This is a genomic window from Nonomuraea cavernae, assembly GCF_040655715.1.
Taxonomy (GTDB): Bacteria; Actinomycetota; Actinomycetes; order Streptosporangiales; family Streptosporangiaceae; genus Nonomuraea; species Nonomuraea cavernae_A.
Genome location: NZ_JBFAKL010000018.1, coordinates 162,615 through 176,749, shown reverse-complemented (window position 1 = coordinate 176,749; position 14,135 = coordinate 162,615). Strand labels below are relative to the sequence as shown.

Annotated in this window: 13 protein-coding genes; 2 read left to right on the top strand and 11 right to left on the bottom strand. The window is 71.0% G+C overall.

Going from position 1 to position 14,135, the window contains the following annotated elements; genetic code table 11:
- Positions 1-1,023 precede the first annotated feature (1,023 nt).
- Positions 1,024-1,614, bottom strand: a complete 591-nt coding sequence (locus AB0I38_RS25630) for an HAD family hydrolase (protein WP_358472225.1) — start codon at positions 1,612-1,614, stop codon at positions 1,024-1,026.
- 31 nt (positions 1,615-1,645) lie between these two features.
- Between AB0I38_RS25630 and AB0I38_RS25625 the strand changes: the two genes are divergently transcribed.
- A complete protein-coding gene (locus tag AB0I38_RS25625) occupies positions 1,646-3,064 on the top strand; it encodes a glycosyltransferase family 39 protein (RefSeq protein ID WP_358472223.1) in 1,419 nt (472 codons plus the stop codon).
- A gap of 176 nt (positions 3,065-3,240) precedes the next feature.
- Here AB0I38_RS25625 and tyrS read toward each other — a convergent pair whose 3' ends face one another.
- Positions 3,241-4,506 (bottom strand): tyrosine--tRNA ligase, encoded by a 1,266-nt coding sequence (gene tyrS, locus AB0I38_RS25620; RefSeq protein WP_358472221.1) that lies wholly within the window; start codon positions 4,504-4,506, stop codon positions 3,241-3,243.
- A gap of 83 nt (positions 4,507-4,589) precedes the next feature.
- Here tyrS and AB0I38_RS25615 point away from each other — a divergent pair, with 83 nt between their 5' ends.
- The gene (locus tag AB0I38_RS25615; RefSeq protein WP_358472219.1) at positions 4,590-4,994 is read left to right on the top strand and encodes a PH domain-containing protein; all 405 of its coding nucleotides are present in this window, start codon (positions 4,590-4,592) and stop codon (positions 4,992-4,994) included.
- Here the strand turns inward: AB0I38_RS25615 and AB0I38_RS25610 are convergent.
- From AB0I38_RS25610 to argC, 9 genes are all read right to left on the bottom strand, one after another.
- Positions 4,931-5,644 carry a DNA-3-methyladenine glycosylase gene (locus AB0I38_RS25610; protein ID WP_358472217.1) on the bottom strand — a complete coding sequence of 238 codons (714 nt, stop codon included), beginning with the start codon at positions 5,642-5,644 and terminating at the stop codon, positions 4,931-4,933. The two genes, AB0I38_RS25615 and AB0I38_RS25610, sit on opposite strands and share 64 nt — an antisense overlap.
- Positions 5,626-7,068, bottom strand: coding sequence for an argininosuccinate lyase (argH, locus tag AB0I38_RS25605; RefSeq protein ID WP_358472215.1), 1,443 nt, complete (start codon positions 7,066-7,068; stop codon positions 5,626-5,628). The genes AB0I38_RS25610 and argH overlap by 19 nt, the downstream gene beginning before the upstream one ends.
- A gap of 79 nt (positions 7,069-7,147) precedes the next feature.
- Positions 7,148-8,347 (bottom strand): argininosuccinate synthase, encoded by a 1,200-nt coding sequence (locus tag AB0I38_RS25600; RefSeq protein ID WP_358472213.1) that lies wholly within the window; start codon positions 8,345-8,347, stop codon positions 7,148-7,150.
- Positions 8,348-8,399: 52 nt separating this feature from the next.
- Positions 8,400-8,969 (bottom strand): arginine repressor, encoded by a 570-nt coding sequence (locus AB0I38_RS25595; RefSeq protein ID WP_358472211.1) that lies wholly within the window; start codon positions 8,967-8,969, stop codon positions 8,400-8,402.
- Positions 8,966-9,889: an ornithine carbamoyltransferase gene (gene argF / locus AB0I38_RS25590; protein ID WP_358472209.1), complete on the bottom strand. Its 924-nt coding sequence runs from the start codon at positions 9,887-9,889 to the stop codon at positions 8,966-8,968. Before argF ends, AB0I38_RS25595 begins: the two co-directional genes overlap by 4 nt.
- On the bottom strand, positions 9,886-11,064 hold the full coding sequence (locus AB0I38_RS25585; protein WP_358472208.1) for an acetylornithine transaminase: 1,179 nt from the start codon (positions 11,062-11,064) through the stop codon (positions 9,886-9,888). The genes argF and AB0I38_RS25585 overlap by 4 nt, the downstream gene beginning before the upstream one ends.
- Positions 11,057-11,935, bottom strand: a complete 879-nt coding sequence (argB, locus tag AB0I38_RS25580; RefSeq protein ID WP_358472206.1) for an acetylglutamate kinase — start codon at positions 11,933-11,935, stop codon at positions 11,057-11,059. The genes AB0I38_RS25585 and argB overlap by 8 nt, the downstream gene beginning before the upstream one ends.
- The gene (gene argJ / locus AB0I38_RS25575; protein WP_358472204.1) at positions 11,932-13,083 is read right to left on the bottom strand and encodes a bifunctional glutamate N-acetyltransferase/amino-acid acetyltransferase ArgJ; all 1,152 of its coding nucleotides are present in this window, start codon (positions 13,081-13,083) and stop codon (positions 11,932-11,934) included. Before argJ ends, argB begins: the two co-directional genes overlap by 4 nt.
- Positions 13,080-14,123, bottom strand: coding sequence for an N-acetyl-gamma-glutamyl-phosphate reductase (argC, locus tag AB0I38_RS25570; protein ID WP_358472202.1), 1,044 nt, complete (start codon positions 14,121-14,123; stop codon positions 13,080-13,082). Before argC ends, argJ begins: the two co-directional genes overlap by 4 nt.
- Positions 14,124-14,135 lie beyond the last annotated feature (12 nt).

Sequence of the window (14,135 nt, the reverse complement as noted above, 5' to 3'; positions counted from 1 at the left end):
ACTGGCTTTTAACACACTGTTGAGTTCTCAAGAAACGGACGCGTACACCCTCACAAACCCGGAACCAACCGGACCCGCTCAGAGGCGTTCACTTCATGTTTCAAACTTTATCAGGTGCTTCGTCTGTGTCAAATCCGAAGATTTGTAAGAGACGAACCGAACCTGTCTAGAATTTTCGCGCCCCATTTCTGGGACAACCCTCTCAACTTACCGTGCCATCTTGAGCGTGTCGAATCAACCGATTTATCGGTGACCAGGACGTGCCCACGACGGCTCAGTCTGGACGCGTTGGAGCGTCTCGACCGAGTGGTTCGTTTCTCAAAGGGCTTGCCCTGGGGCCCGTCCGCCTGTGGCGTCCGGCTCACTCCCGGGGCGAACTGAAAGAGTAGGTCGCGATCCGCCAGCCGTCAAATCAGAGCGGACGCCCAGCGCGCACCGATACCCGCTACACACGACTCCACCTGCACAGAGGCCGCACGAGGCCCCGGCCTCGACCGCTCAGTCATGGCCACTGCATCCCGACAGCTCGACCGTGTCCCTGTCGCACGGCCATCGGCCCCTTGCTCGTACGGCTCCCGCAGACTCCTGGCCTGTCCCGGGCTGCTTCGAGTGATCGCCCGCAAGCGCCAAGGCGTTCATGGAGGGCTTAGCCCTTCGTCGTAGAACACGGGGATTCAGCCGTTTCGGTGCCCCGAGAAGCACGTCGAGCCCAGTCCGGCAGCCGGTCCGGCCTGCGGGCGTCCCAATGATGACGGGTCGTGAGACGGAGGGGGGCCGCCATGACGCGAGTGGCCCATGGGATTCGAGATGACCGCGCATGGGCGATGGTGCTGCGTGAGCGGGTCACGCCAGGCGCGTGTGGGCTGGACCCACTTCTCATAGCCACCGACAAAGGACGTACCCCTCGCGATAGGACCACAGGCCGAGGGCTGTGCGCGTGGCGAGCGACGGCATCGCCGTACGGGGCGGCGCTCGGTTTGCCGCAGCCCCCGGCCAGCCGTTACGACCAGACCGGACCGAGGGTCACTGTCGTAGCGCGAGGGCACGAACCTGAGCGGGTGAGGTGAACAGTTCCGCCACCATCCCCGCCTCCCGCGCCGCCAGGACGTTGGCCTCGTTGTCGTCGAAGAACAGCACGTCGGAGGAGGCCACCCCGATCCGCTCGGCGCAGATCTCGTACGCCCGGCGGTCCGGCTTGGCCACCCCGATCCGGCACGAGTACGTGAGCGAGGCGAACCGTCCCAGCCACGAGGCGTGCCGTGACTCCCACACGGGGACCAGATCTTCGATGATGTTCGACAGCAGGCCGAGCGTGTGTCCCTGGTCCGCCAGCTCGCACACCAACGACACCATCTCGTCGTCGACCCGGCAGTTGTCGAGGTCCGCCTTCATCAGCGCCGGCACATCCGGAAACGAGGTGCCCAGGCGTTCCGCCACGGTGGCCCAGTAGGCTACGCCGTCCTGACCCGCGTCGTAGGCCGGGCGGCAGAGCCAGTACGCCTGCCAGAAGCTGTCCCCCGGCACCCCGGCGAGATCGGCGAGACGCTGTCTGGCGTCGTCCGTCTGGGTCCGGGCGATGACTCCGTACAGGTCGAACACAATGACTTCAGTCATGTTCTGCAGCTTATGCGCGTATTCTGCCTCGATGATCACTACCGTCGCAGCAGCCTCACCTGCCCCGTTGGCCGCACCGAGGCGTGGGCGGAGCCACTGGTGGACGGGACCGCTGGCGGCGGTGGTGGCGCTCAGCGGGTCGGGCTCGGCCTCGTTGAACGGCGATGAGCTGGCGACGCTCAGCGCCGCCTCCCGCTCGCTGGCCGGGCTCTGGGAGTTGGCCCGGCACATCGACGGACATTTCTTGCCTTATTACCTGTTCATGCACCTCTGGACGAAGGTGGGGACGGCCGAGCTGTGGCTCCGGTTACCGTCGGCGCTGGCCATCGGGGTGGCCGCGTGGTTGCTGTGCGATCTCGGGCGGCGGCTGCACAGCACCCGGGCGGGGATCACCGCGGCGCTGTTGCTGGCGCTGCTGCCGTCGGTGTCGTACTACGGGGCCTATGCCCGTTCGTACGCCTTCGCGGCGGCGGCGGTCGTCCTGTCGTTCTGGGCCCTGCACCGGGCGGCGCGAGGGCGCGGCTGGGTGCTGTATGGGGTGTCGGTGGCGCTGGTGTGCTGCACGCACCTGTTCGCGGTGCTGGTGCTACCCGCGCACCTGCTGGCCGCCGCGACCGGGCGGATGCCGCTGGCGCGGATGATTCCCGCGATGGCCCTCGGCGGCATTCCGGCGGTCGTCCTGGGGCTGGTCGGGTACGGCGAGCGGCATGCGATCAGCTGGATCTCGCAGCGGGGGCCGGAGGTGCTGCTGAAGTTTCCCAAGATGCTGGCCGGAGCCGCCGAGGTGGGGGTGCCGCTGTTCGCGGTGGCGCTGGTGGGGGCGGTGCTGCTGCGTGACAGGGCATGGGCGGGTGCGCTGCTGGGATGGCTGGTGCTGCCGCCGCTGCTGTTGCTCGCCGTGTCCCACCTCGTCACGCCGGTCTACGTCGATCGCTACCTGTTCGTCGCCACGCCCGCCCTGGCGCTGCTGGCGGGCATCGCCGCCGCGAGCGTCCCCCGGATGACCGTCGTCCCCTGCTGCGTGCTGGTGGTCGGTGCCGGGGCCGCGGGGATCGCGCAGCACGTGGAGATACGCGAATTCAACGGGCGGTTCGAGGACTTTCCCGGCGCGGTCCAGAGAGTGGACGCACGGCCAGGGGACGCGATCGTGTTCGGGCAGAGCTCGGTTCGGGCTGGTTTCGACTACTACGCGACCCCGGGCGTGCCGGAGGACGTGCTCCGCCTGGGCCGCGAGCCCGACCTCCGGGGATTCGCCTATCCGGAGCGGCGGGACGTCGCCGAGGCGCTCGCCGACCGCGGCCGGGTCTGGGTCGCATGGCGGGGCACCAAGCAGGCGGGCCTGAAGCTGCCAAGGGTGAAGGCCGTCCGGGAGGCCGGCTTCGCGATGGTCACGTCCTGGCACTCGGCGGAGCTGCCCGGTCTCACCGTGGCGCTGTTCGCCAAGCGCTGACACAGGCACAGCACCGGCACGTCCCGCGCACCGACACAGGCCCAGCACCGACGCGAGCCCGGCACCGACGCGACACGAAGACCGGATGCGAGCCCGGCGCCGACGCGACACGAAAGCCGGATGCGAGCCCGGCTCTGAGCGGGCCTCTCCTCTCCCGGAAGAGACCCGCTCGCCCTTCAGCCGACCTCGACGCCGCCGATCGCCTTCTTGCCGCGCCGCAGCACCATGAACCGCCCGTGCAGCAGATCGTCGGTCACCGGCACGTACGACTCGTCAGTGATCTTGACGTTGTTGAGGTAGGCGCCGCCCTCCTTGACCGCCCGCCGGGCCGCCGACTTGGACTCCACCAGGCCGCTCTCGGCCATCAGGTCCACGAACGGCGCCCCGAGCGCGGCCACGGCCGCCTTCGGGACCTCGGCCAGCGCCGCATCCAGCGTCGAGGCGGGCAGCTCCTCCAGCGAGCCCTGTCCGAACAGCGCCTTGGACGCGGCGACCACCGCCGCCAGCTCGCCGGCGCCGTGCACGAGCGTGGTCAGGTCCTCGGCCAGGGTGCGCTGCGCCAGGCGGGCGAACGGCCGGTCGGCGACCGCCTTCTCCAACTCCTCGATCTCCTCGCGGCCGCGGAAGGTGAACACCTTCAGCAACCGGATCACGTCGCGGTCGTCGGAGTTGAGAAAGTACTGGTAGAACGCGTAAGGCGAGGTCAGAGCCGGGTCGAGCCAGACCGCGCCGCCCGCCGTCTTGCCGAACTTGGTGCCGTCGGCCTTGGTGATCAGCTTGCCGGTGAGGGCGTGCACGTGGGCGCCCTCGACCCGGCGGATCAGGTCGACCCCGGCGGTGATGTTGCCCCACTGGTCGCTGCCGCCGACCTGGAGCGTGCAGCCGTTGCGCCGGTAGAGCTCGAGGTAGTCGTTGGCCTGCAGGATCTGGTAGCTGAACTCGGTGTAGCTCAGCCCGTCACCGCCGAGGCGGGCGGACACCGACTCGCGGGCGAGCATGCGGTTGACCGGGAAGTGCTTGCCAATGTCGCGCAGGAAGTCGATGGCCGACATCTCGGCCGTCCAGTCGAGGTTGCTGACCAGCGTCGCGGCGGTGGGCCCCGGGTCGAAGGAGAGGAACCTCTCCACCTGGACCCGGATCTTCGCTACCCACTCGGCCACGACGTCGGAGGTGTTGAGCACCCGCTCGGTGCTGCGCCCACTCGGGTCGCCGATCAGGCCGGTCGCGCCGCCGACCAGGCCGATCGGCCGGTGGCCGGCCCGCTGGAACCGGGTGAGGATCAGCAGCGTGGCCAGGTTGCCCATGTGCAGCGACGGGGCGGTCGGGTCGAAGCCGGCATAGACCGTGATCGGACCCTCCGACAGCGCCCTGCGCAGGGCGTCGGCGTCGGTGGTCTGCGCGAGGACGTCGCGCCATTCGAGCTCATCCAGAATGTCGGTCACGGTGCTGGCTTTCCGATAGACGTCAGTGGTTACAGCCTGCCTGATCGCGCCTGATGACCGCTACTTGGATACTCTCGTGGTCCATGTGGAGGGTCCGTCGCAAGCTGGCCGTTTTCAAGATCTTAGGGGCTGTGGCCTGTGCCGGTCTCGCCGTGTTCTGGTACGTCGGCGACGACGTGCGCGGCGTGATCCTCGCCGTGCCCGCGGCAGCCCTGCTGGGCGGCATGGGGCTGCGCGATCTCCTCGTTCCGGTACGCCTGGCGGCCGACGAGAGCGGCATCACCGTGGTGCACGGTTTCGCCGGCCGGCGGCACGTGCCGTGGGAGCAGATCGAGGAGATCACGGTGGACATCCGCAGGAGGTACGGCGTACGCAGCGAGATGCTGGAGATCGACACCGGTGACGGCCTGCACATCTTCAGCGCTCACGACCTGGGCGGCGCCTCCCCCACCGAGGTGGCCGCGGCGTTGCGCCGGCGCGGCACGTGAGCGCGGTACGGCGACACGGTGGGGTCGCCGTCGATCCAGAACCTCCAGGGCGTGTCCTTGGCCGTCGAGATCCCGGTCCGCGGGCCCGACCTGATCGCTCCGGGGTCGGGCGGGCTGCCGCCGAGCACGATCGCGCCGCCGGCGGGCCGGCCGGTCAGGCGTCCGGGGGTCCCGGCCGGGGCGGTGCCCACGGCGTCGATCCCGTTGTGCTCGCGCCGCAGCCCGAGGGCCACCGCCAGCCTGGCCGGGCCCCGGGCGAGATCGCGCTCGGCCACGGGCTTGGCGCCGCCGGACCGGCGGGCGCGGGCCACGTCGGCGCCGGCCACGACCTGACCGGCTCGTAACAGGACGGCCGACCCGTGCCCCTCCGGCAGGCACACCAGGTTGGCGCAGAAGTGCATGCCGTAGGTGAAGTACACGTACAGGTGGCCCGGCGGCCCGAACATGACCGCGTTCCTGGGAGTCCTGCCCCGGTAGGTGTGGGCCGCGGGGTCCTCGCCGGGGCCGCCGTACGCCTCGACCTCGGTGAGGCGCACCGCGACCGGGCCGTGCACGAGCACCCGCCCGAGCAGGTCGGGCGCCACCTCGGGCGACGGCCGGTCGAAGAAGCCGCGCGGCAACGGCGCGGAGCTCAGGAGCCCGCTGCCCATGCCGCCTGGGCGTCGACCGCCTCGCGCAGCGCCACGAGCTGGTCGCGGACGCGGTCGGGGGCGGTGCCGCCGTGGGCCTTGCGGGCGGCGAGCGCACCCGGCACGTTGAGCACGTCGCGAACGTCGGGCGTCAGGTGCGGCGACACCTTGACCAGCTCGTCGTCACTCAGGTCGCCCAGGTCCTTGTCGTTGACCTGGCACCACACCACCAGATGACCGACCGCCTCGTGCGCGTCGCGGAACGGCACCCCACGGCGTACGAGCAGCTCGGCCAGGTCGGTGGCGAGCGCGAACCCGTCAGGGGCCGACGCCTGCAGCCGCGCGGTGTTGACCCGCATGGTCGCGACCAGGCCGGCCATCGCGGGCAGGACGAGCAGCAGCGTGTCGACGGTGTCGAACACCGGCTCCTTGTCCTCCTGCAGGTCGCGGTTGTAGGTGAGCGGCAGGCCCTTCAGCGTGGTGAGCATCGCCATGAGGTTGCCGATGAGGCGCCCGGACTTGCCGCGGGCCAACTCGGCGACGTCGGGGTTCTTCTTCTGCGGCATGATCGACGAGCCGGTGGAGTAGGCGTCGTCCATCTCGATCCAGCGGAACTCCTGCGAGGCCCAGAGCACGATCTCCTCGCCGAGCCTCGACAGGTGCACGCCGATGAGGGCCGCGTCGAACAGGAACTCCGCCGCGAAGTCGCGGTCGGCCACGGCGTCCATCGAGTTGGGCGCGGCGCTGTCGAACCCCAGCTCGGCGGCCACCGCCTGCGGGTCGAGCGGCAGCGACGAGCCCGCCAGCGCGCCGGCGCCGAGCGGCGAGACGGCCGCGCGCTTGTCCCAGTCGGTGAGCCGGTCGATGTCGCGGGCGAAGGCGTGCACGTGCGCGAGCAGCTGGTGGCCGAACGACACCGGCTGCGCGTGCTGCAGGTGCGTCATGCCGGGCGCGGCCGTGTCGGCGTGCTGCTCGGCCTGGGCCATCAGCGCCGTCTCCAGCTCGACCAGTCGCGAGACGATCGTGCGGGCGTGGTCGCGCAGGTAGAGGCGGAGATCGGTGGCGATCTGGTCGTTGCGGCTCCGCCCGGCGCGCAGCTTGCCGCCGAGCGAGCCGAGCCGCTCCAGCAGGCCGCGTTCCAGCGCGGTGTGCACGTCCTCGTCGGCGACGGTCGGCCGGAACTCGCCCGCCTTGCAGGCGCGCTCCAGGTCGTCGAGCGCGCCGATCATGCGTCCGAGCTCGTCCTCGCTGAGCAGCCCCGCCTTGTGCAGCACGCGGGCGTGCGCGCGTGACGCCGCCAGGTCGTACGGCACCAGTCGCCAGTCGAAGTGCACGCTCACCGACAGCCGCGTCAGCGCGTCGGCCGGGCCTCCCTCGAACCGCCCGCCCCACAGCCTCATCGGCTTGCCATCACTCACCAGTGTCTCCTTCACGTCGGCTTTCATGGTCGCGGCCACTCCGGTGCTCGTCGGCGTCGTGCGTCGCTCGCTGCTCCGAGTCCCCCGGGCGCGACCTTAGTGCACATCACCCGCGCTTCGCGTCGCGGGCCGCGGCGATCTTGGCCGGCAGACTGAACAGCTGGACGAAGCCCTTGGCCAGGGATTGGTCGAACGTGTCGCCGGTGTCGTAGGTGGCCAGGGAGAAGTCGTACAGCGACTCCTCGGAGCGGCGCCCGCTGACCGTGGCCCTCCCGCCGTGCAGCGTCATGCGGATGTCGCCCGAGACGTACTTCTGGGCGTCGGCGATGAGCGTGTCGAGGGCGTCCTTGAGCGGGGAGAACCACAGGCCGTCGTAGACGAGCTCGCTCCAGCGCTGGTCGACGCCGCGCTTGAAGCGGGCCAGGTCGCGCTCGACGGTGACGTTCTCCAGCTCCATGTGCGCGGTGATCAGCGCGATCGCGCCGGGCGCCTCGTACACCTCGCGTGACTTGATGCCGACCAGGCGGTCCTCGACCAGGTCGATCCGCCCGACGCCCTGCGCGCCGGCGCGCCGGTTGAGCTCCTCGATGACCTGGTACGGCGTGAGCGCGCGGCCGTCGATCTTGACCGGGACGCCCCGCTCGAAGGTGATGACGACCTCGTCGGGCTCGCGGGGCACGGACGGGTCGGCGGTGTAGGAGTAGACGTCCTCGGTGGGCCCGTTCCAGATGTCCTCGAGGAAGCCGGTCTCGACGGCCCGGCCCCACAGGTTCTGGTCGATCGAGAACGGGTTCTTCTTCGTCGTCTCGATCGGCAGGCCCTTCTGCTCGGCGAACTCGATCGCCTTGTCGCGGGTCCAGGCGAAGTCGCGGGCCGGTGCGATGACCTTCAGGTCGGGCGCGAGAGCCGCCAGGCCTGCCTCGAACCGCACCTGGTCGTTGCCCTTGCCGGTGCAGCCGTGGGACACGACCGTGCCGCCGAACCGCTTGGCCGCCGTCACCAGGTGCTTGACGATGAGCGGCCGCGACAGCGACGACAGCAGCGGGTAGCGGTCCATGTAAAGGGCGTTGGCCTGCAGGGCCGGCACGCAGAAGTCGGCGGCGAACTCCTCCTTGGCGTCGACGACGACGGACTCGACGGCGCCGCAGTCCATCGCGCGCTTCTGGATCGCCTCCATGTCCTCGCCGCCCTGGCCCAGGTCGACCGCGACCGCGATCACCTCGGCGTCCATCTTCTCGGCGAGGAACGGGATGGCGACGGACGTGTCGAGCCCGCCGGAGAAGGCGAGAACCACTCTCTCGGTCATTTCATGATCTCCATTGCTGAGTCCGTGGCGGCGGGCCGGCCGTCCGGCGTGTTCAGATCGTCGTTCTCTCGCCCGGCGGCGTCGGGTTTCGCTCCCTGCCGCCGAGCTCCTGTGCCGCGCGCCGGTCGGCAGCCTTAAGCAGCGACTCGGCGACCGCGGGACCCCCCTGCGGATCGCGGCTGATGACGAGGATGGTGTCGTCGCCGGCGACCGTGCCGAGGATCGACTCCCAGCCGGCGTGGTCGATGGCCGAGGCCAGGAACTGCGCGGCTCCCGGCGGGGTCCGGACGATGACGAGGTTGGCCGAGGCGTCCGCGGAGACCAGCAGCTCCTCCGCGATGCGGTGCAGCCGGGCGGCCGGCGACTCGCCGCCGATGCCGACTCGGGCCAGCGGGATCCGGCCGCCGCCCTCGCCGGGCAGCGCGTAGACGAGCGAGCCGTCCTCGGCCCGCAGCTTGAGCGCGCCCAGCTCGTCCAGGTCGCGCGAGAGCGTGGCCTGCGTGACCTCCACGCCGCTCTCGGCGAGCAGTTTGGCCAGCTCCGGCTGGGAGCGCACGGGCTGTCGCTGCAGCAGGTCAGTGATCTTCGCCTGCCGCGCGACCTTGGTCATCGGGATGCTCATGAGGACGTCACCAGCCAGTGGAGCAGCGCCTTCTGGGCGTGCAGGCGGTTCTCGGCCTGGTCCCACACCGCGCTGCGCGGGCCGTCGAGCACCTCGGCGGTGATCTCGTGGCCGCGGTAGGCGGGCAGGCAGTGGAGCACGATCGCGTCGTCCGCGGCGTGCTCCATCAGCTCGGAGCAGACCTGGTACGGCAGCAGCGCCGCCATCCGCTCGTCCTTGCCGTCCTGGCCCATGGACACCCAGGTGTCGGTGGCGACGATGTGCGCGCCCTGGGTGGCGGCGACCGGGTCGGACAGCGACACCACCGAACCACCGGTCCTCGCGGCGATCTCGGCGGCCCGGAGCAGGATGGTCGCGTCCGGCTGGTAGCCGATCGGGGCGCCGATCCGCACGTGCATCCCGGCGGTGGCGCAGCCCAGCAGGTAGGAGTGGGCCATGTTGTTGGCGCCGTCGCCGAGGTAGGTCAGCGTCAGCCCGGCCGTACCGCCGAAGCGTTCGCGCACGGTCTGCAGGTCGGCCAGGATCTGGCAGGGGTGGAACTCGTCCGTCAGCGCGTTGACCACGGGCACGGCGGTGCCCGCCGCCATGGCGTCGACGCGCTCCTGCCCGGCGGTGCGCCAGACGATGGCGGCCACCTGCCGTTCGAGCACCCGGGCGGTGTCCTCGATCGACTCGCCCCGGCCGAGCTGCGACGACCCGCCGTCGATGATCAGCGGCAGCCCGCCCAGCTCGCCGACGCCGACGGCGAAGGACACCCTGGTCCTGGTGGAGGGCTTGTCGAAGAGCACCGCGACGGTCTTCGGCCCCGCGAAGGGGTGGTAGCCGTGGCGATCCTTCTTCATCGCGTCGGCCAGGTCGAGCACCTCGGCCTGCTCGGCGGGCGAGAGGTCGTCGTCGCGCAGGAAATGTCTGGTCGTCACTTGGCCGCCTCCGTGAGAATCGCCGGGAAGGCCGCCACCAGCGCGTCGATCTCGCCGGCCGTGACGACCAGCGGCGGCGCCAGACGGACGGCGTCCGGCTGCAGGGCGTTGACCAGGAAGCCGGCGTCGGCGGCCGCTTGCTGCACCTCGGCCGAGCGCGGCTCGCTCAGCACGGTGGCCAGCCACAGGCCGCGCCCGCGCACCCCTTTGAGCAGCGGGTGGTCGATCGCCTCCAGGCCGGCGCGGAGCCGGGCGCCGGTCGTCTTGACGTGGTCGAGGTCGAGGGTGTCGAGCACGGCCAGCGCGGCGGCGCACGAGACCGGGTTGCCGCCGAACGTCGAGCCGTGGTCTCCCTTGTCGAACAGGGTGCCCGCGTCTCCGAAGCCGATGCAGGCCCCGATCGGCAGGCCGCCGCCGAGGCCCTTGGCCAGGGTGAGGATGTCGGGCAGGAAGCCGTCGGCCTGGTGGGCGAACCAGTGGCCGGTGCGGCCGATCGCCGACTGGATCTCGTCGGCGACCAGCAGCGCGCCGGTCGCGTCGCAGATCTCGCGGGCCGCCACGAGGTAGCCGTCGGGCGGAGGGACGACCCCTGCCTCGCCCTGAGTCGGCTCCAGGAAGACCGCGATACAGTCGCCGGTCACCGCCTCCTTGAGGGCGCCCGCGTCGCCGTAGGGGACAAATCGGACGTCCACCGGGAACGGCCCGAACTGGTCGCGGATGGACTGTTTGCCGGTCAGCGACAGCGCGCCGATCGTCCGGCCGTGGAATCCGTTCTCGGCGGCGACGAAGTAGCCCCGGCCCTCGCGCCGGCCGTACTTGAGCGCGAGCTTGTAGGCGGCCTCGTTGGCCTCGGTGCCGGAGTTGGCCAGGAAGACGCGACCGGAAACGCCCAGCAGGCCGAGAAGCCGCTCGGCGAGCAGCACCTCGGGCTCGTGCAGGAACAGGTTGCTGGTGTGGGCGATCGTGGCGACCTGCCGGGAGACCGCCTCGACCAGGGCCGGGTGGGCGTGGCCGAGCGAGCTGACGGCGATGCCGCCGACGAAGTCGAGGTACTGACGGCCGTCGACGTCCCACACCCGGGTGCCCTCGCCCCGCGCCAGCGCCACCGGCGGGACACCGTAGTTGGGCATGAAGGCCTGTTCGAACCTGTCCTTGAGGTCGCTGTTGTCACTCATTGGGCGTCACCATGGTTCCGATTCCCTCGTCGGTGAAGATCTCCAGGAGCAGCGAGTGGGGCACCCGGCCGTCGATCACGTGTGCCCCCGGGACGCCGCCCTGAACCGCGGTCAGGCACGCCTCCATCTTGGGGACCATGCCGCTGGACAGGGTGGGCATCAACTCGGCCAGCGCGTCGGCGTCAAGGTGGTCGATCACGTCGGTGTCGGCGGGCCAGTTGGCGTACAGGCCCTCGACGTCGGTGAGCACGATCAGCTTCTGCGCCTGGAGCGACACGGCGAGCGCGGCGGCCGCGGTGTCGGCGTTGACGTTGTAGATCTCGCCGTTCTCGCCGCGCGCGATGCCGGAGACGACGGGAATGCGGCCGTGCTCGATCAGGGTCCGCACGGAGCTCGCGTCGACCTTGACGATCTCGCCCACCTGGCCGATGTCGACCTGCTCGCCGTCGACCAGCGCGTGCTTGCGCTCGGCGGTGAACAGGTGGGCGTCCTCGCCCGACATGCCGACCGCGAACGGGCCGTGCCGGTTGATCAGACCCACCACGTCGCGGTTGACCTGGCCGACCAGCACCATCCGGACCACCTGCATGGCCTCGGGTGTGGTGACCCGCAGCCCCGCCGTGAACGTGGACTCGATGCCCAGTTTATCGAGGTGCTCGTTGATCTGGGGCCCACCGCCGTGCACGACGACCGGCCTGAGCCCGGCGTAGCGCAGGAAGACGATGTCCTCGGCGAAGCCCTCCTTGAGCGACTCCTCGGTCATCGCGTTGCCGCCGTACTTGATGACGACGGTGGCGCCGTGGAAGCGGGCCAGCCAGGGCAGCGCCTCGATCAGCGTGCCCGCCTTGGTGTGCGCGCTGGAGGTCCTCATGACGAGTACGCCGAGTTCTCGTGGATGTAGTCGGCCGTCAGGTCCGTGGTGTGGACGGTGGCCGAGGCGGCCCCTGCCGACAGGTCGATGGTGATCGTCACGTCGCGGGGACGCATGTCGACCTTGGACCGGTCGTCGCCGACCGCGCCGCCCCGGCAGACCCAGATGCCGTTGATGGCGACGTTGAGCCGTTCGGGTTCGAACTCGGCGTCGGTGGTGCCGACGGCGGACAGCACGCGACCCCAGTTGGGGTCCTCGCCGTGGATGGCGCACTTGAGCAGGTTGGACCGGGCGACGGCGCGGCCGGCCTTGACCGCGTCGTCCTCCGAGGCGGCGCCGACGACCTCGATCGCGATGGCCTTGGAGGCGCCCTCGGCGTCGACCAGCAGCTGCCGGGCCAGGTCGGCGCAGACCTCGGTGACCTTCTGCTCGAACTCCGCGAGATCGGGCGTCACCCCGGACGCGCCGCTGGCCAGCAGCAGCACCGTGTCGTTGGTCGACATGCAGCCGTCGGCGTCGAGCCGGTCGAATGTGCGGGACGTCGCGGCCCGCAGCACCGTGTCGAGCTGCTCGGCGGTCAGGTCGGCGTCGGTGGTGAGCACGCACAGCATGGTCGCCATGGCCGGCGCGAGCATGCCCGCTCCCTTGGCCATCCCTCCCACCATGTACGCGTCACCGCGCTTGAAGGAGATCTTGGAGACCGTGTCGGTGGTGCGGATGGCGTCGGCCGCTGCCAGCCCGCCGTCGCGGGCCAGTTGCGAGGCGGCCACCCGGACGCCGGGCAGCAGCAGGTCCATCGGCAGCCGCTCGCCGATCAGGCCGGTGGAGCAGACCGCGATCTCGCCCGCCGAGTCGCCGAGCGCGCCGGCGGCCTCCTCGGCGGTGGCGTGGGTGTCCTGGAAGCCTTCGGCGCCGGTGCAGGCGTTGGCTCCGCCCGAGTTGAGGACGACCGCCCGGACCCTCCCACCGCGCAGGACCTGCTGTGACCACAGCACGGGAGCGGCCTTCACCCGGTTGGCCGTGAAGACTCCGGCGGCGGCGCGGCTCGGCCCGTCGTTGACGACGAGGGCGAGGTCGCGGGCGTCGCCTGCCTTGATGCCGGCGGCGATGCCCGCGGCCCTGAAGCCGAGGGGGGCGGTAACGCTCATGGAGATACTCCTGTCAGGGGGAGGCCGAGCTCTTCCGGCAGGCCGAGGGCGAGGTTGGTGCTCTGGACGGCGCCTCCGGCGGTGCCCTTGGTCAGGTTGTCGATGGCGATGACGGCGATCAGGCGGCCCGCGCGCTCGTCGAGCGTCACCTGCACGGCGGCGGTGTTGGCCCCGTAGGTCATCGCGGTGGAGGGCCAGACGCCCTCGGGCAGCAGCCGCGTGAACGGCTCCGTGGCCAGCGCGCTCTCGTACGCCTCACGCACGGTCGCCCTCGTCAGCCCGGGCAGGGCGGGAGCGGTGCAGGTGGCGAGGATGCCGCGGCTCATCGGGGCCAGGGTCGGGGTGAACGACACGCGCACCGGCGTGCCGGCCACGGCCGAGAGCCCCTGCTCCATCTCGGGCGTGTGCCGGTGGACCCCGCCGACGCCGTAGGCGCTGACCGCGCCCATGACCTCGCTGCCGAGCAGGTGAAGCTTGAGCGACCGGCCGGCGCCGCTGGTGCCGCTGGCCGCCACGACGACCACGTCGGGCTCGGCCAGCCCGGCGGCGAACGCGGGCATCAGGGCGAGGAGGACGGAGGTCGGGTAGCAGCCGGGCACCGCGATGCGGCGGGCCTTCTTCAGCACCTCGCGCTGGCCGGGCAGCTCCGGCAGGCCGTACGGCCAGGTGCCGGCGTGCTCGCCGCCGTAGAACTCCTGCCAGGCGGCGGCATCGGCGAGCCGGTGGTCGGCGCCGCAGTCGACCACGACGACGTCCGGCGCGAGCCCGGCGGCGACGGCGGCGGAGTGGCCGTGCGGCAAGGCCAGGAAGACCACGTCGTGCCCGGACAGTGCCTCGGGGGTAGTGTCCTCGATGACCCGATCGGCGAGCGGGAGCAGGTGCGGCTGGTGGGCTCCGAGTGGGCTGCCCGCGCTGGAGGCCCCGGTCAGCGCGCCGATCTCGAACTCCGGGTGGCCGAGCAGCAGCCTGAGCAGCTCGCCTCCCGCGTAGCCGCTGGCTCCCGCCACCGCCGCTCTCATCCCAACCTCCTGTATGTTCATGCACTCACACTC

Excerpts from the sequence above, each read along its gene's own strand:
- AB0I38_RS25615 (WP_358472219.1), top strand. The coding sequence starts at position 4,590 with ATGTGGAGGGTCCGTCGCAAGCTGGCCGTTTTCAAGATCTTAGGGGCT.
- argJ (WP_358472204.1), bottom strand. The coding sequence starts at position 13,083 with ATGAGCGTTACCGCCCCCCTCGGCTTCAGGGCCGCGGGCATCGCCGCC.
- argB (WP_358472206.1), bottom strand. The coding sequence starts at position 11,935 with ATGAGGACCTCCAGCGCGCACACCAAGGCGGGCACGCTGATCGAGGCG.
- AB0I38_RS25595 (WP_358472211.1), bottom strand. The coding sequence starts at position 8,969 with ATGAGCATCCCGATGACCAAGGTCGCGCGGCAGGCGAAGATCACTGAC.
- argH (WP_358472215.1), bottom strand. The coding sequence starts at position 7,068 with ATGAAAGCCGACGTGAAGGAGACACTGGTGAGTGATGGCAAGCCGATG.
- argC (WP_358472202.1), bottom strand. The coding sequence starts at position 14,123 with ATGAACATACAGGAGGTTGGGATGAGAGCGGCGGTGGCGGGAGCCAGC.
- AB0I38_RS25600 (WP_358472213.1), bottom strand. The coding sequence starts at position 8,347 with ATGACCGAGAGAGTGGTTCTCGCCTTCTCCGGCGGGCTCGACACGTCC.
- AB0I38_RS25630 (WP_358472225.1), bottom strand. The coding sequence starts at position 1,614 with ATGACTGAAGTCATTGTGTTCGACCTGTACGGAGTCATCGCCCGGACC.
- AB0I38_RS25610 (WP_358472217.1), bottom strand. The coding sequence starts at position 5,644 with ATGGGCAGCGGGCTCCTGAGCTCCGCGCCGTTGCCGCGCGGCTTCTTC.
- AB0I38_RS25585 (WP_358472208.1), bottom strand. The coding sequence starts at position 11,064 with ATGAGTGACAACAGCGACCTCAAGGACAGGTTCGAACAGGCCTTCATG.
- AB0I38_RS25625 (WP_358472223.1), top strand. The coding sequence starts at position 1,646 with ATGATCACTACCGTCGCAGCAGCCTCACCTGCCCCGTTGGCCGCACCG.